12 protein-coding genes are annotated in these 16430 nt (G+C 61.9%); 10 read left to right on the plus strand and 2 right to left on the minus strand.

Annotation, left to right across the window (positions count from 1 at the left end):
• Positions 1-5: 5 nt before the first annotated feature.
• From QOU61_RS17140 to QOU61_RS17160, 5 genes are all read left to right on the plus strand, one after another.
• Positions 6-1481, plus strand: a complete 1476-nt coding sequence (locus tag QOU61_RS17140) for a hypothetical protein (protein WP_289660780.1) — start codon at positions 6-8, stop codon at positions 1479-1481.
• A gap of 209 nt (positions 1482-1690) precedes the next feature.
• Positions 1691-2575 (plus strand): glycosyltransferase family 2 protein, encoded by an 885-nt coding sequence (locus tag QOU61_RS17145; protein WP_289660781.1) that lies wholly within the window; start codon positions 1691-1693, stop codon positions 2573-2575.
• Between the two features lie 201 nt (positions 2576-2776).
• Entirely contained in the window at positions 2777-4408 is a 1632-nt protein-coding gene (locus QOU61_RS17150; RefSeq protein ID WP_289660782.1) for a GMC oxidoreductase, read from the plus strand.
• Between the two features lie 264 nt (positions 4409-4672).
• Positions 4673-5767, plus strand: a complete 1095-nt coding sequence (locus QOU61_RS17155) for a glycosyltransferase family 4 protein (RefSeq protein ID WP_289660784.1) — start codon at positions 4673-4675, stop codon at positions 5765-5767.
• 134 nt (positions 5768-5901) lie between these two features.
• The gene (locus QOU61_RS17160) at positions 5902-7419 is read left to right on the plus strand and encodes an oligosaccharide flippase family protein (protein WP_289660786.1); all 1518 of its coding nucleotides are present in this window, start codon (positions 5902-5904) and stop codon (positions 7417-7419) included.
• A 19-nt stretch (positions 7420-7438) separates the two neighbouring features.
• Here the strand turns inward: QOU61_RS17160 and QOU61_RS17165 are convergent, their stop codons facing one another.
• Together QOU61_RS17165 and QOU61_RS17170 are read right to left on the minus strand one after the other, a co-directional pair.
• Entirely contained in the window at positions 7439-8524 is a 1086-nt protein-coding gene (locus QOU61_RS17165) for an acyltransferase family protein (protein WP_289660789.1), read from the minus strand.
• A gap of 47 nt (positions 8525-8571) precedes the next feature.
• Complete coding sequence (locus tag QOU61_RS17170) at positions 8572-9282, minus strand: 3-keto-disaccharide hydrolase (protein ID WP_289660791.1); 711 nt, start codon at positions 9280-9282, stop codon at positions 8572-8574.
• 229 nt (positions 9283-9511) lie between these two features.
• Between QOU61_RS17170 and QOU61_RS17175 the strand changes: the two genes are divergently transcribed.
• The 5 genes from QOU61_RS17175 to QOU61_RS17195 all read left to right on the plus strand — a co-directional run bounded on the left by QOU61_RS17175 (position 9512) and on the right by QOU61_RS17195 (position 16339).
• A complete protein-coding gene (locus tag QOU61_RS17175; protein ID WP_289660793.1) occupies positions 9512-10738 on the plus strand; it encodes a glycosyltransferase family 9 protein in 1227 nt (408 codons plus the stop codon).
• 74 nt (positions 10739-10812) lie between these two features.
• Positions 10813-12252 carry a D-glycero-beta-D-manno-heptose-7-phosphate kinase gene (rfaE1, locus tag QOU61_RS17180; RefSeq protein WP_289660794.1) on the plus strand — a complete coding sequence of 480 codons (1440 nt, stop codon included), beginning with the start codon at positions 10813-10815 and terminating at the stop codon, positions 12250-12252.
• The gene (locus tag QOU61_RS17185; RefSeq protein WP_289660796.1) at positions 12249-13406 is read left to right on the plus strand and encodes an AGE family epimerase/isomerase; all 1158 of its coding nucleotides are present in this window, start codon (positions 12249-12251) and stop codon (positions 13404-13406) included. Before rfaE1 ends, QOU61_RS17185 begins: the two co-directional genes overlap by 4 nt.
• On the plus strand, positions 13403-14488 hold the full coding sequence (locus tag QOU61_RS17190; protein ID WP_289660799.1) for an NAD-dependent epimerase/dehydratase family protein: 1086 nt from the start codon (positions 13403-13405) through the stop codon (positions 14486-14488). The genes QOU61_RS17185 and QOU61_RS17190 overlap by 4 nt, the downstream gene beginning before the upstream one ends.
• Before the next feature lie 201 nt (positions 14489-14689).
• Complete coding sequence (locus QOU61_RS17195; protein ID WP_289661566.1) at positions 14690-16339, plus strand: FAD-dependent oxidoreductase; 1650 nt, start codon at positions 14690-14692, stop codon at positions 16337-16339.
• Positions 16340-16430 lie beyond the last annotated feature (91 nt).

Consider the following 16430-nt stretch of genomic DNA (forward strand, 5'->3'; position numbering starts at 1 on the left):
GGCGAATGACGGTTGAACTGATCGGGATCATCGCGCTGGCCATAGGACTTGGGAGTCTGAAATATGACCCGAAGTTCATCGTCTATGCCTTCATTTTCTCTACGCTGTTGGGGTCGGCAGCGGCCCTGATTCTGGACTCCCTCGGCGGCACCAACATCTCGCCGGCCCACCTGTTGCTGGGTTTTCTTGCCTTCAGGCTGATGGCCAACCGCGTCTATTTCAACAATGCCTTGCGCGGGTTTGCGGTCGAGCAGCCGGGATTCTGGCTGCTGCTGACCACCCTGTACGCCGTGATCTCGGCCTATGTCATGCCGCGGATCTTTCAGGGGCAGACGAATATCTTCCCGGTTCGCGCCATCACCGGCACGGAGGGCAGCGCGATTACCATGCCGCTGGCTCCGGCGATGTCCAACCTGACGCAATCGGTTTATTTGATCGGGGACTTTGTCTGCTTCTTCGTTCTGAGCGGCTATGCGGCGACGCATGACGGCCGCCGGATTCTGGGCAATGCTTTAGTGGCTTGCGCCGTGTTCAACCTGGCCATGGCGGTCCTCGATCTGCTGACCTACTACACGGGCACGACCGAGTTGATGTCGTTCATTCGGAACGCGAACTACGCCTTGATGAGCGAGGCGGAAGTTGCCGGTTACAAGCGCATCGTTGGTTCATTCGTGGAAGCGTCGTCGTTCGGCGCGGCCACGCTCGGGTATTTCGCTTTCACCTGCAAGCTTTGGCTGCTCGGCATCCGCCCCCGCGTCACCTTTCCGCTGACGTGCCTTTCCCTTGTCGCGCTCGTCTTTTCGACATCGACCACGGCCTATGTCGGGTTGGCAGGTATCCTTCCGTACTTCTATCTCGAGGTGCTGCTCGGGGCCACCCGCCGGCCGATGACGCGACAGGGCGGGCTGTTTGTCCTCGCCGCTCCGATCATCCTTGTGGTCGGGGCCATCTGCATCGGTCTCAGCGATCCTGCATCCGCCTACGTCAAGGATCTGCTCGATACGATGATCTTCAACAAGATGTCGACGAACTCGGGCATCGAGCGGGCGATGTGGAACAGCCAGGCGCTGCAGAACATCCTCGACACGGCCGGTCTCGGCGTCGGCAACGGAAGCCTGCGGGCTTCGAGCTTTCCGATCAGCGTTCTCGCCAGCTTCGGCATCATCGGGACGCCGATCTTCGCAATGTTCTTCATCCTGGTGTTGTTGGCCAACAGCAGGGCCGGGGAGCACGACTACACTAACGTCGGATATCGACAGGCGGCCAAATCGGTCTGCATCGCGTGGCTGCTGACCGCAGCCGCGTCGGGCGCCCTGACCGATCTTGGTTTGCCGTTCTTCGTTTTCGCTGCTCTGACCAGCGCCAAAGTGGTGAAGCGTCCGCGGCCGCGCGGGGCGGCTGCCGAATTGCACGACCCCAGATCGCCCTATGTTGTTCCGCTGCTGGGAACACCCCTGCATCCACCTGGCGGGCGCGGCTGACGGCGCCGTTTGCGACCATCAAGCTGCGCTGCCGGCTCCGATGTTAATTATTTGGCATAGTTTTTTCTTGGCCACATATCGGTTGTGCTATTGCTCAATTTCCAGAGCCAAGGGTTGACGCGGCTCGCGTGCAATTGTCATGCGAAAGGCCGACGTGTCCGTCGATGTGACGTGGTGTTCGGTACAGGGCAGGGATGCAAGTCGGGCGTTTGAAAATTGCGGTCGGAATTGCAACGATCGGGCGGCGCGACATTCTCAGTCAAGCCGTCAAGGTGATTGCCGAACAAGCGCGGCTGCCGGATCGTCTCGTGATCAGTGTCGTGAACGAGAAGGACGTCGACACCGAATACCTGAAACAGTTTCCGGTCGCGGCCTCCGTTGTGCAAAGCGCGATCGGCTCGGCGGCGCAACGCAATCGCATCATCACGGAGCTCTTCGACGCCGACGTCGTGGTGTTTTTTGACGACGACTTTTTTCCCTGCAACGACTACCTGGTCCAGATTGAAAGAATCTTTCTTGCCCACGACGACGTGATGGCGACGACGGGAAGGCCGATCGAGGACGGCATCAACGGACCCGGGCTCGGCGTCGAACACGCGCGCTCGGTCATTGCGCAAGCCGCGCAAGCCGCATCGAGCGAGCTTGAGGTCACCAGGACCGTGGGGACATATGGCTGCAACATGGCGTTCCGATTGGCTCCGATCCGCGAGCACGCGATCCTCTTCGACGAGAATCTTCCGCTCTATGCGTGGCAGGAGGATATCGACTTCTCGGCCCAGGTCGCCCGCTACGGCCGGGTGATCGAGTCGAGCCTGCTGAAGGGTGTTCATCTCGGCAACAAGGGAGCCCGCTCTTCCGGCGTCAGGTTTGGCTACTCGCAGATTGCCAATCCTGTGTACCTCGCGCGGAAGGGAACGATGGGCTGGTCCTATGCCCTGTCACTGATGTGTCGCAATCTGGCAGCCAATCTGCTGCGCAGCGCCAATCCCGAACCGTGGGTCGATCGGCGCGGACGGTTGAAGGGCAATGCGCTGGCGCTGCTGGATGTGGCCACGGGCCGCGTCCGGCCTGGTCGCATTCTGCAGCTCGGATAGTTCGCAGGCGGGCCGGCATGAATGGCTGCACGAGTATGGAGTAGGGACTGGACACGGGCGCTGTTAACGCAATCAGGGGTCTCATCGGCATGCCCGCGACGGTTTGACATGCCTCAATGCGTTAACGCGCGCCTTGGTTCGTTTGGCAATTGAGTTGGCACGGATAAGCCGTCGAGACGGCGCCAGCCTGGATCGAGCAATATGATTGAAGACCTGAAAGAATTTGAGAACGGAAAGACGCTGCCGGTCGATATCTGTGTTGTGGGCGCCGGACCCGCCGGCATCACGATCGCGAACGAATTTATTGGCAGTGGCCTGCGCGTTTGCGTGGTCGAATCCGGCGGTTTGGCGGATGAGCCGGACACGCAGGCCCTCTATCAGGGCGAAAATGTTGGCCATCCCGTAACCATGGACGAGGGGCGCTACCGGTTGTTCGGCGGGGCCGCCACCAGATGGGGCGGGCGATGCGCGATGCTCGACCCGATCGACTTCGAGGCCCGCGACTGGGTGAGGAAATCGGGGTGGCCGATCGATCTGGAAACGCTTCGTCCCTATTACGAGCGCTCCAAGCGGGTGAACAATTTCGCGGAGCCATGGATCCCCGACGATCGCGTGCCGGCAACGCTCGGAATCGAGGTTCCAGACTTCGGCTCGCCGAACGTGAATCCGTTCACATGGCGCGTTGCTCCGGCCGACTCCGAGGGCGCCGCCTTGCAGGAACTGGGGCGTCCGCGCCCACGCTTTGACTGGGGACGCGCCTATCGCGGCAAGCTGAGGGCCGATCCCAACACCCACGTCCTCCTGCACGCAAACCTGGTAGCACTCCAGGGAAATGCCGACGGCTCGCTCATTGAATCGATCGTCGTCCGATCGCTCAACAACGTCAGCATGACCATCACGGCGAGGAAGTTCGTGATTTGCTGCGGCGGGATCGAGAATGTGCGGCTGCTGCTCAACGCCCCGAGCAATGTGCTTCACAAGCTCAACGAATTCTGCAATCTCGGCCGCTATCTGGCGCAGCATCCGCGCGGCTGCATTGCAACGCTGGATACGACGCCGGAGACGGCGGTGCATCTGCAAAACCTCTTTACCGATTTCCTGCGGCCGCGCGGGGTTCAATATGAAATCGGCTTTGCGCTGTCCGAGCACGCGCAGCGAAACCTGCGCCTGGTCAACGCGAGTGCAGCGTTCTACTACGCCGCGCGCCCGGACTCCGCCTGGCGGGCGGCCGCGCGCCTCCAGCAGGCGATCAGGGCGGCAAAGCCCTATCACGGCATCGCCGGTGACGTTGCGCGGCTGGCCGGCGGCGCTGGCTCGGTCAGCGCCAATGTCCTGCGGCGAATTCGCGGGGTGCCCATGATGCTCCCCGATCCGTTGGTGTCGATCATCATCGACCTGGAGCAGGAACCCAATCCCGACAGTCGCATCACGCTCTCGTCCCAGAAGGACGTGCTCGGCATGAACCAGGCCAGGGTCGATTGGCGAATAAGCGAGATCGAGCGCCAAACCGCGCGTCACTTCGCTGGCTTCATCGCCGACACATTGGAGCGCCTCGGGCTCGGCAAGCCCGAACAGTCCGAATGGCTCACCAGCAACGCGCCGGTTCAGGGCAGTGACCTCTGGGGTACCTTCCATTTCATCGGGGCGACGCGGATGTCGAAGGACCCCCGCGACGGCGTCGTCAACGAGAACTGCCGCACCCACGGCGTGCAAAATCTCTATGTTGCCGGCTGCTCGATCTTTCCGACCGGTGGGCACGCCAATCCGACGCTGACCATCGTTGCGCTCGCGATCCGCCTGGCCGATCATCTGCGTGCAGAATTTGCTCGCTAAGGCTGTGCCGTGGCAATGATCGACCCGGCGACTGCGGGCCTGTCAGGGGGAGCCGGTCGTTGGAGAATTATGCCTAACGGGGCGAGGGGTTTTCCGGCGCAATAGACCAGCAATTTAAGCTGGTAACGAAATCCCGGCCGGCCGGATCACGAAGTTGATTTAACCACGTCATAATTTGCATCAGCTTTTCGGCACTCCATGTATTAGAAACAGTGGATTAATCCGATCCGTGCGCGTTCCACAGGCCGACCGACCAAGAAGTCCATGACTCGCGTTCTGTTCAATATGCCCAGCCAGTATGCCGGCCGCCCGTCGGGCGTCGCGCGCATGGCGTTGGAACTGCTGAGCAGCCTCATCGGAAAGAACGACTACCAGTACGTGCTCCGCTCGCCGTGGTCGCATGAGCATCTGCCCGCCTGCCTGAAAGCGAAGCCGCTCGACGTCGTGACGGTGCCGCGATTTTCCAGCGCCAAACTGGCCGTTCTGCAGCAGTCGCTGGCATTCCCTGCGTTCTGCCGGCAACAGGAGATCGACCTTGTCGTAAACCTCGATCCGTTTGGCTCGGCCACGGGGGCGAGGGCGCGCATGCTGATCGTCCACGACATCTATTTTCGCATGATTGGAAAGAAGGTCGGCTGGCGGGAAAGGCTGACAAACGATTCCATTCTCAGGCTGATGCTTTACGGCAATCAGGAGATCGTGACGGTGTCGGAGGCCACGAAGCGCGATCTCGAACTGTGGTACCCGCAGTCGAAAGGCCGCGTCACGGCGATCCATTCCGCCACCTCGATCAAGCCGGTCGATGCATCCCGGGAGATTCCTGGCCGTTACGTGCTTGCCGTCGGCAACGCCACGGAGAACAAGAATTTCGGCGTCCTCGCGGAAGCCATGGCTTCCATCCATTCTTCCTTTCCGGACGTTACCCTGGTGCACGTCGGTGAAGACCACAACGAGACGATCGCCGGGACGCTGCGCCGGCTTGGTTGCGAGCTGCCTCTCGTTCGTCTCGCCTCGATCGACGACCGCCGGCTGGCGGGCCTGTACCGCTACGCAAGCTGCCTCTGCGTGCCCTCGCTTTACGAGGGCTTCTGCCTGCCGATCCTGGAGGCGCAGGTGTGCGGTTGTCCGGTCATTTGTTCCAATCGCTCGGCAACGCCCGAGATCGCAGGAGAGGGGGCCATCCTGTTCGATCCGGCAAACGCGCGCGAGCTAGCCGATCGCCTGAAGACGCTGCTGGCCGACCCCGACTTGTCCGGAGCGCTGGTCCGCCGCGGCTATGAGAATGCGGCGGGATTCTCGTGGGACGGCGCTGCACATCAGTATCTCGGCGTCTTCGAGCGCTTGCTCGCGAAGCACTAACGGAACGCAAGCTTTCTAATGCCTCTCGATGCAGCGACCGACGCTCGGGCAGAAAACCTGCTGCCAGGGCTTGCAACGGGACGGCATGTTGCGGAAATTGGCGCCCGATTTCGGGCACTCACGATCCACCGAAGGTGTTCGCCGGCAAACGCCATCGGGTCTTTAGGCACAATAGAGGCACAAGCTTGACGTCGGAAACCGAGAAGAAGCCGGGAATTTCTCCTGAAGATCGGCGCATGGCCTTCGGCGCGATCGCGGGAGGAGTCGTCAATATCATAAAGACGGTGCTCCAGCTGTTGTTGCTGCCGGTCATGGCGCGACTGCTGGGACCGAGCGAATTCGGCCTTTATGCGCTGGCGCTTCCGACCATCAGCCTTGTCACGCTGTTGGCCGATGGCGGCCTGGGAAACACGCTGGTCCGCGAGCAGGAGTCCTCCTCGCTGGTCTGGTCGAGCGCCTTTTGGGCCCTTCAGATCATGGGGATCACGCTCGCCGTTGCTGCCGCGGTCTTTGGCGTGTTTCTCGGTTATGTCGCGCAACAGCCGCGGTTGCCCGGATTGATCGCGCTGCTGTCGCTCAGCCTCGTATTCCTGACGTTATCCGTGGCGCCGCTGGCGCGGCTCACGCGCCGCAAGAACATAGGGGTGGGAGCCAGCGCCGACCTGGTTTCCAACATCGTTGGCGCGACGCTCGCCGTGACGCTGGCGGTCTACGGCGCCGGCGCGTGGAGTCTCGCCGGCCAATATGTCGTCACTTTTGGGGTCCGCGCGATCATTCTGAATCTGGCGGTGATGGAGTTTCCCCGCTTCGAGTTCAGCTTCAGTGCATTGCGGCCGCATCTGGTTTCCGGCGGCATCATGGTTGCGAGCCGGATTTCCGAATATGCCGGGCGCGCCGTGGAAAATCTCATGCTGGACAAATTGTTCGGCACGGCGCTGCTCGGCAGCTTCACTTTTGCCAATCAGGTTTCCAAATTCGCCAGTGAATCCGTTGCCAACATGTCCTGGGGCGCGCTGTACGTTCAGGCCCTGACCGAGTCCAAGGACAGGATCGTCATATTGCATCGTCAACTGTGTCGGCTGCTTGGGTTGGCGATGCTTCCTGCCACTTTCATCGGAGCCGCTGCGGCGCCAGAACTGGTCAGCTTGCTGCTGGGACCGAAATGGGCTGACCTGCCGTTCCTGTTGCGCATCTTTCTGCCGCTCTACGCCATCAGCGCCATATGTTCGCAGACTGCGCCCGTTCTTTTGGCCTATGGCAGATTCGAAATTCAGTTCTGGTGCATTGTCGGCCTGACCGTCGGCCGGCTTTTGGCTGTTGCGGGCGGCATCTGGTACGGATTTACAGGAGTCGCATACGGGATGATCGCGGTTCTCCTGACCTACTCGGTCGCGATGCTCACGATTTCGGGCGAGGCGACCGGATGTCGGCCGTTGCCGATGCTTGCGGGCCTGGTACGTCCCGCACTTTCGAGCGTGATCGCGGCGGCGGCCTACCTCTTCACCAGCAGTTTCTTTCCGCTGGGAGCGGCCGGCACATTGCTCGGCCTATGCGCCGCGCTCGCCACCTATGCGCTTTGCATGGTGTTGCTCGACTGGAAGAACCTGCGCGAGGATTGGACTTCGGTCCGCCGAATATTGGTGAAGCACTGATCGGCACTTGCAATGGGCGCTAGATCGCGCGCGGTCCGGCTTCGTTCTGATCCGGTCGCGGGCGCAAAAGACGCAGCAGATGCGAGGTCAGCGGCCGCTCCACGACGAGATGGATCGCAACGCCAACTCCAACGCAGATCAATATGACGAGCGGAATTGCGCCGACCTGCGAATGGTGGCCAAGCGCGGTGTCTTTCAGCAGTTTGGCGTAGAGGATCATGACGAAGAAGTGCCCGAGATAGATCGCGTAGGATGCATCGCCCGCCAAATTCGCAAGGCGGGCATTGAGCGTTTTCGGCGGCTTGATGGAGAGGAACGCGCTGAGCAGCAGCGTGGCAGGCAGGCCCCAGGCTGCCACCCGCGGCAGCCCGGCCAGACCTGACGCGTCCGGGCTCGGCACCAATGGCGGAGCGATTGCGAGAATGGCAAAGGCCAGGACGCTCCAGGACGCGGAAATCGGCATGCGCTCGCCGTGCTCCAGGAAATATCTCGCAACCAGCATGCCGAAGCAGAATTCCACGGCGATCGGTTTTCCGAGAAAGTCGCTGATCTCTCCGGCAGGAAGAGCCGGCGCCAGGGCAAGAAGAGCGACGATGATCGTCGTGCAGATCGCGATCGAGGCGTCGCGGGAGCGAAACACAAGCGTTGCGCTGAATATCAGGCCGAAGAAGACAAGATAGCTCAGGATCCACGAGATCCCCATCAGCGTATCGGAACTCGGGATCAGGAGCAGCGACTTGGCAACCGCGCCGGCACTCAGGTCCCTGGATTTGAGAAACCCGGCCGACCAGATTCCGAGAAAAGCCAGGCAGCACACCCAGTACAGGGGGTACAGACGTGCCAGCCTCCTGAGCAGAAACGCCGCAGGGCTTGCGACCGGTCGTCCGGGCCGGAAGCCCGCATAGAGCATCAGAAATCCGGTGGCCACGAAAAGCAGATCCACGCCCGCCTCGCCAATTCGTACAAGCCAGTCCGACGCCTGCGGGGCGGCGGAGGCCATACGGGACGTTTCGAGCGTGTGGTGCACGATCAGGAAGAGCACCGCGATCGCGCGAAGCAGGGTTACGCCAAAAAAACGCTCGTCGCGCCGGATGCAATCAATCATGGATATGAACTACGGGTTGTTTGCGAAGTTAACGAATTCAGGCAAGGTCAGGGTCCGCCCAGGTCGCGGATCCTGATCCTGCGAAAGCTGACGACGTCGCCGTGGTCCTGAAGCACGATGTGCCCGCGCCCGAACGAGGCAAAATGGGCGGAACCGGCAAATTTGCTCCTGGCGATCAGCGCCTTTCCCTCCGGGCTTGCCAGGTCGACATCGACGATCTTTTTTCCATTGAGCCAGTGCTCGATTTTCCAGCCGCGAATGACGATCCTGGTCCTGTTCCAGCGCCCCAATGGCCTGGTGGTGTCCCGAGCGGGGGCGACGAGGTCGTAAAGGGATCCTGCCCGATGATTGGGCTGCAGACGGTCGGCGGCGTCTAGATTATCGAGTATCTGGAACTCGGGTCCCGTTTCATAAGCCTCGCCATTGTCCAGGTTGACCCGATACAGAATTCCGCTGTTGCCGCCCTTGCTGATTTTCCACTCCAGGTTGAGCTCGAAGTCCGCGAACTGGTCGACGGTGACGAGGTCGCCGCCATTCCGCGCCCGGGTGAGGACCCCGTGGCTGGCAAGCCATCCATCGCCGGGCGTTTCGCTTTTGAGCGCCCGCCAGCCCGCCAGATCACGTCCGTTGAACAGTGGTTTCCAGCCGTCCAAATTCGAGCCCGGGCCTGACGCGTGCAGGCCCGCTATTTCGAGCGCGGCCGCGATGATGCACACGGTTGCGGCGGCAAGCGCGCAGCGCTTCACGAAAGGCCGCAAAGGCTCGCTCCCAATCCGCCGCACCTGAGGTTTTTTGGCATGCCTTCGTCGATCATTTGCAAATCCGTGACGGGTGTCAACGCAACCAGCGTCATCGTTCCGTCAGATATTAACCAATTGCGTCCGGCGAACGCGGTAAACCCGTTCGAGGGCTCGTTAAAATTAATTCGACAACCTTGATGTCTGCGCAGGCGACCCAGTCTAATATGGGCTAAATCCGGAACCGAGAATGTCCTCGCAGCCAAGCACAGATCCCGATCTCGAATTTCCAGCGCCGCTTTCGCCGATGGTCGGAAAATATCTGGTGCGGAAAAAATACGTCGCCGCCGGCCTGCGCGCCATCGATCTCGCCTGCCTTGCCGTGCCCGACAGGCGCCCGCATGCGACTGCGAGTCACGGCGGAGAATTGCGTTCGATCGTCTTTTCCCAGTGCGGTCATCTCGGCGATCTGATCATGACGCTGCCGGCGCTGCGTTGGGTTCGTCAGAACCGTCCGGAAACGAAAATCGGGCTCATCGTCGGCTCCTGGGCCAAGCCGATGCTGAAGGGGATCGCCGAACTCTACGACGCCAGCTACTTCGCCGATCATTTCATGCTGGACAGGTCGAGCCGGCCGCTTGCAGAAAAGATCCGCTCGCATCGGCAAAGCTGGAAAACCGCTGCGCAGCAGGTTCGGCGGGACGGCTATGATGCCGCGGTCGAGTGCTATCCGTTCCTGCAGAACAGCATTCCCCTGCTTCACGCGACGGGGATTCCCGTGCGCGCCGGCTTCACCAGCGGCGGTTTTGGGCCGCTGCTGACGCATCGCGCCCGCTGGGTTCACGCCTCGCGGCCCTTCCTCGATTATCCGCGCGATCTGTTGCGAATGCTGTTTTCGGATAGCTCGCTCGACCGTCCGCTTCAGGCCTATTATCCCGCGCCGTCGGCGACCGGCAAACGGCCAAGGGAGCCGTACGTCGTGCTCCAGGCGGGCGCGGGCAATCCGATCCGCGAATGGGCCGACGAGCGCTGGATCCGGCTGGCCAAGGAGCTTGCGGAGCGAGGCATCTCGATCGTCATTGCCGGCGCCGGCGCTCGCGAACGCGAGCGGGCCGGCCGCATATCGGCGGCCGTGCCGCCGCACATGGTCCTGAATCTCTGCGACAAGCTGTCGTGGGACGAGTTCATCGACGTCATAGCCGGAGCGGCTCACGTCGTTTGTCTGGAATCCTCGACCAGCCATATTGCCGCGGCCTTCAGGATTCCGTCGACCGTCGTCATGCCCGCGACCAACGATCCGAAGCAATTTGGACCCGCCAACGACCAGGCCCGGATTTTGACCTTCAGGACGCCATGCGCGCCGTGCTTCCGAAGCGGCGGCTGCGCACACATGGCCTGCATTCAGCGCGTGACCGCCAAAGACGCCATCGGATCGGTGCTGGAGGCCTTGCGGCCCGTCCGGGATGCGGTCGGTTGATCCCGGTGTTTTTCGATTTCGTAGTCGATGATTTTATCCGCGTTGCGCGGTGTTGATGAATAGGGGAGTCGGCAATGCTGTCGGACCAGAGCCTGCGCGGGATCGTGGCCATTGTCGGCGACGTCATGATCGACCGTTATCTGACCGGAAAAGTCGAGCGCATTTCGCCTGAGGCGCCGGTACCGATCCTCCTGCACAGCCACGATTCAGCGGTGGCCGGCGGCGCCGCCAACGTCGCGGTCAATCTCGTCGCCCTCGGATGCGAGGTCCGGCTCGTCGGTGCTGTCGGCAACGACCGCAATTCCGAGGACCTCAAGGAAATTCTCGCTCGGAAGGGCGTGTCAACCGACCATCTCGTGACCGATTCTTCCCGGCCGACGATTTGCAAGACCCGCGTCGTAAGCGGTCGGCAGCAGTTCTTCAGGATCGACCACGAGTCCGTTACGCGCCTGTCGCGCGACGTCGAGGAGGCCATCGTCGCCTCGGCTCGCACCGCGATGGCAGACGCCGAGATCGTGCTGCTGTCGGACTATGCCAAGGGCGTGTTCAGCGATTACGTGCTGAAGCAGATCATTGACGCCGCCAAGTCGTCGGGCAAGCTCGTGCTTGTCGATCCGAAGCGACGAACCTGGGAAGCCTATCAGGGAGCGGACATCATCAAGCCGAACGCCGGCGAGCTCGCCGCTGCAACGGGAATGCGTTGCAGCTCCGACGCCGAGGTCGAGATGGCCGCGGCTGCGGTCGCAAGCCAGTTCGGCGGCACGCTGCTCGTCACCCGCGCCGAGGCGGGCATGTCGTTGATCAGGCGTGGGCTGCCCGTCAAGCACTTCAAGACCGCGGTGCTGGAGGTGGCGGACGTCTCCGGCGCCGGCGACACGGCGCTCGCGGCCCTGGCGGTCGCCATGGTTGACGGATACTCGATCGAGGAGGCGACGAAGATTTCCAACGCAGCTGCCGCGGTTGCCGTCAGCAAGCTGGGCACCGCGGTGGTCAGCAGGGCCGAGCTCAACGCGGCGCTGGCGCGGGCCTCCAGCGCCAAGCATCACCCGGGATCGCTCGTAACCAAATCGACGGCGGCCGAAATGGCCGCGAACTGGCGGCGCATGGGCGAGCGCCTCGTCTTCACCAACGGCTGCTTCGATCTCATCCACACCGGGCATATCGAGCTGCTGTCTTTTGCCGCGCGCGAAGGCGACCGGCTGATCGTGGGGCTGAATTCAGATGCGTCGGTAAGAAAGCTCAAGGGGCCGACGCGTCCGATCCAGTCCGAGCAGGATCGCGCCCGCATCGTGGGTGCCTTGAGGGCGGTGGATCTCGTCGTGCTGTTCGACGAGCTCACGCCGCTGTCATTGATCGACGCCATCTCGCCCGACGTTCTCATCAAAGGCGCCGACTATGCCGAAGAACAGGTCGTGGGCGGCGACCTCGTCAAGGCGCGTGGCGGTCGCATAGCCCTGTTCCCCCTGATAGAAGGCCGCTCCTCGACGAAGATCGTGGAACGGATGAAGTCGTGAGTGCGACGATCGAGCCAGCGCTTGGGCTGCGCCGGCTAAAAACTTTTGTCGCCGGGCAGGCGCTGCCGCTTTGGGCGACGGCCGGGTTCGACGAGGCTGCGGGATGTTTTCACGAGCGGCTGGCGCTCTCCGGCGAGCCGGTCGGAGAGGTGCCCCGGCGCCTGATGGTGCAGGCCCGGCAGATCGTGGTCTATTCGCGTGCCTCGCTGGCCGGCTGGAGCAAGGGCGGCGAAGAGCGCGTGTGGCGGGCTTTCGAGAACGCCCGGCGCCGTTACCGGTCGCCGGACGGAAAGCCGGGGTGGATCTTTTCCGTCGATCCCGGTGGTCGCCCCCATGATGCCACGCGTGACCTCTACACGCACGCCTTCGTCCTCTACATGCTCGCGTGGCTTTATCGGCTCGGCGGAGATGCGTCCCTGCCTGCATTGGCCGACAGCACCCTTGAAGATGTCGATCTCGTGTTTTCGCGACCCGCGCAACCCGGTTTTCTCAGCAAGGTGCCGGGGAAGCCGGATTTGCGCGAGCAGAATCCGCATATGCATCTGTTAGAGGCTCTGCTCGCGCTCGCCGATGCAAGCAAGCAGGAACGCTATCTGGCGCGGGCGACCGCGATCGTCGAACTCTTCGACGCGGCCTTGTCAGACCCGGCAACCGGCACGGTTCGCGAAATATTCGGGGAGGACTGGAAGCCGGATCGGGCTCCCGGGGAGAATGTCGTCGAGCCGGGGCATCAGATGGAATGGGCCTGGCTGCTGCGGGAATGGGAACGGCTCACCGGCTTGGACGCGGGCGACAGGGTAGGGCGGCTCGTTGCGCATGCGGTGACCTATGGCATTGACCGGAAAAAAGCGCTGGTCAGGAGCCAGGTGCAGGAGAATGGCGCGGTCATCAGCGGCGGATCGCGCGTATGGCCCCAGACTGAAACCATCCGTGCCCTGTGCAGGGAGGATCCGGACGGCAAGCTCTGGCCGAACCTGGTGAATGAAGTCACAGAGGGCCTGTTCAGAACCCACTTGCCCGCCGATCTCAAGGGCGGTTGGATCGACCAGGTTGATCAGAACGGTGACCCGGCGGTGGCCTATATGCCCGCGAGCACGCTCTATCATCTCGCGGGCGCCGCCATCGACGGCACGAACGCACTCGAGACCAGGTGATCGACCGGCCGACGATTCTGGTTGCCGGAGCCGGCGGCTTCATCGGCGCGCGTCTGGCTGAAACGCTGTGCCGAGCCGGCGTCGCTCACGTCAAAGCCGGAGTCCTGAGCTCGACCAGCCGGGCGCGAATTGCCGCGTTGCCGATCGAGATCGTCGACTGCGATGTCATGGACCAAGGCTCGCTCGACACGGCCATGTCGGGCGTCGACGTGGTCATCCATTGCGCGCGCAACCGGACCGATCCGGGCGCGACCGTGAGGAGCACGGAGCTCGTCCTCGATCGCGCCAGGGCCCGCGGTGTGCGGAAGCTCATCTACATGAGCTCTGTCGCCGTCTACGGCAACGCGCGGGGCATCGTCACCGAGGATACCTCCCCTGTCCCACCCGTCAGCCTTTATGGGCGAAGCAAATACGCCGCCGAGCAGGCGTGCCGGGCCGCCGCCGGTCAACGGCTCGCGGTGGCGGTGCTGCGGCCATCGCTCGTCTATGGACCCTACGGCGAGGAGTGGACGGCGCGCTACATCGCGAGCATTCTCGCCGGCGAACTGAAGCAGCTCGGTCAAGCCGGAAACGGCAAGGCGAACCTGGTCCATGTCGACGATGTCGTTCGCTTCGCGAACCAGCTCGCCGTCGCCGAGCTTCCCAATTCCTATTCCGTTTTCAACGTGAACGGGCCGGAAATCCCGACGTTCAACGCGTATTTCGAAAAATTGAACCGGGCGCTTGGTTGCGGTTCGCTTCCGGATTCTCGCGACGGGTTCGCTCCGGGCGCGGCCATCAAGCGCCCCATCCGCGCGCTCGGCAAATATATTCAGGGAAATCATCAGGGTGCGCTGAGGGCCGCAAATAAAATCCCTGTTCTCAATGGCTTATTGAAGCAAGTTGAAGCGCGTTTGCGGTCGACCCCCGCCGAAGCCGTCGGCTTGTATGACGTCGACGTGGTTTTTTCTGCTTTGCATGCAAAACAGTTCGGCTTTGAAGCCCGGATTTCTCTCGACGAGGGCATTGCCAGTTGTGTGGATTGGGCCACACAGGCCGGTCTCATTTCACGAGACAGAGACTTTCCTTTTGCCAGCCGATAGAGCGGCTCGTAACTTGCAGCGATGAGCCACGACGGACCTTGCATGAGGGCTGAGCGGCTCATGCTGCTTGCAGTTTAGGCAGCGCTGTTGAATTCGAGACCCGGTATGCACTCAACGCCTGAACGTAGATTGGACTGTTCGCTCCGGTAGGATCGAAATAAACTTCCGCGGTCGCACGCGGATTATATGCGATTGTATTCGATGTATTTTTCGAAATTGACTTCAAGCCAACCGATCTTTGATATTTGCGTCATTGGGGCGGGACCTGTTGGGCTCACGGTCGCGCTTGAATGTGAGGCTGCCGGCTTGTCGGTTCTGCTTGTTGACGCCGGTACGGCGGACTCCGGGAAGCCGGTCAACAGCCTGGGCAATGTGGAAATTCACGACAACGCGCGCCACGCGTCGATCGATCTGGTCACGCGAAGCGGACTGGGCGGCACCTCGGCGCTCTGGGGGGGACGTTGCGTCCCCTTCGATGACATAGATTTCGACCAGCGATCGCACGTTCCCCATTCCGGTTGGCCGATCCCGCACCGGGATATCAAGAACTGGTATCGCAAGGCTGCCTTCTATCTGGATTGTGGCGCCGACGATTTCGTTTCTTCGAAAATCGATTGGAATGAAATGCCCGACGTTTCATTTCATACGGTGGAACGGCTTTCGTCGCAGCCTCGCCTGGGTCAGCGATTCAAGACCAGGCTGAAGACGTCGCAGCGGCTCAGCCTTCGCCTGGGCTTCGCGGTCGCCGGTCTGGATCTCGATGTCGACGGCACCTCGGTTCGCACGCTGAAACTCGAATCTGGTCGGACTGACGAAGCTCTGCCGCGCGCGCGCAACTTCGTGCTGGCCTGCGGCGGATTGCAGACGACACGGCTGCTGCTCGAGCTGCAGCGGCAATGGCCACAACGCTTCGGCGGCAATGCCGGTCCGTTGGGACGATTCTACATGGGACACCTCACCGGCAAGATCGCGACGCTGGTGCTGAACGATCCGGCCGATGTGCGGTATTTCGACTATGCGCGCGATGAACGCGGCTACTGGTGCCGGCGCCGGTTCACTCTTCCCGCCGCGACGCAGATCCAGCACCAACTCCTCAATACGGTGTTCTGGTTGGGAAACCCGCCGTTTCACGATCCGAGCCACGCCAACGCGGCGGCGTCATCGATGTTTCTGGCAATGGCGCTGCCGGTCGTTGGAAATAGGTTTTCATCAACGGAGTTCTTCGCCTTCCATCGCGGGCCGCCTCCGTTCCGGTACGGCAAGCACCTGGCGAACGTCCTGCGCGATCCGGCGAAGGCGGTCACAGGCATCGCCCATGCGGCGATCCATCTTGCGTCGTCGCGAAACATCAAGCCCTTCTTCTTCTGCAATCGCCGGGGAAGATATGCGTTGCACTATCATTCCGAGCAGGTTCCCAACCCGTCGAGCCAGGTTCGGCTGACCCATGATCCTCGACAGGGTACGAAACTGGTCGTGGATTTCAGGTACTGCGACGAAGAAGCAGAATCGATTGTGCGCGCTCACGAGGTCCTGGATGATGCGCTCCGCCGCAGCGGCCGCGGACATCTGGAGTACTGGCAGCCGCCGCAGCAACGTGCCGCAGACGTTCTTGCGCAGGCGCGGGACGGATATCACCAGATTGGCACGGCGAGGATGAATGAAAATCAGAGGCTGGGTGTGGTCGACAGCAATTGCCGTGTTCACGGTTTGAATAATTTGTATTTGGCTGGCAGCGCCGTGTTTCCGACGTCGGGGCAGGCGAATCCGACGTTTGCTGCCGTCGCTCTCGCCGCCCGGCTCGCAGAGCACTTGCGCGTTCGATCGGCGGTTGGCGACACGATATCGGCATAGCGGAAAGCCCGGTCTGATGGCAGCCGTGCACCGCGACACGCCGGGATCGAACGGGCCGAAGGCTGTTCTGCTTCAATAGCCCTCATCGACG

Origin of the sequence: Bradyrhizobium sp. NP1 (genome assembly GCF_030378205.1) — a bacterium.
In the GTDB taxonomy this organism is placed as follows: Bacteria; Pseudomonadota; Alphaproteobacteria; order Rhizobiales; family Xanthobacteraceae; genus Bradyrhizobium.

Coding starts and splice junctions, on each gene's coding strand:
- rfaE1 (WP_289660794.1), top strand. CDS start 10,813: ATGCTGTCGGACCAGAGCCTGCGCGGGATCGTGGCCATTGTCGGCGAC.
- QOU61_RS17150 (WP_289660782.1), top strand. CDS start 2,777: ATGATTGAAGACCTGAAAGAATTTGAGAACGGAAAGACGCTGCCGGTC.
- QOU61_RS17140 (WP_289660780.1), top strand. CDS start 6: ATGACGGTTGAACTGATCGGGATCATCGCGCTGGCCATAGGACTTGGG.
- QOU61_RS17165 (WP_289660789.1), bottom strand. CDS start 8,524: ATGATTGATTGCATCCGGCGCGACGAGCGTTTTTTTGGCGTAACCCTG.
- QOU61_RS17175 (WP_289660793.1), top strand. CDS start 9,512: ATGTCCTCGCAGCCAAGCACAGATCCCGATCTCGAATTTCCAGCGCCG.
- QOU61_RS17195 (WP_289661566.1), top strand. CDS start 14,690: ATGTATTTTTCGAAATTGACTTCAAGCCAACCGATCTTTGATATTTGC.
- QOU61_RS17155 (WP_289660784.1), top strand. CDS start 4,673: ATGACTCGCGTTCTGTTCAATATGCCCAGCCAGTATGCCGGCCGCCCG.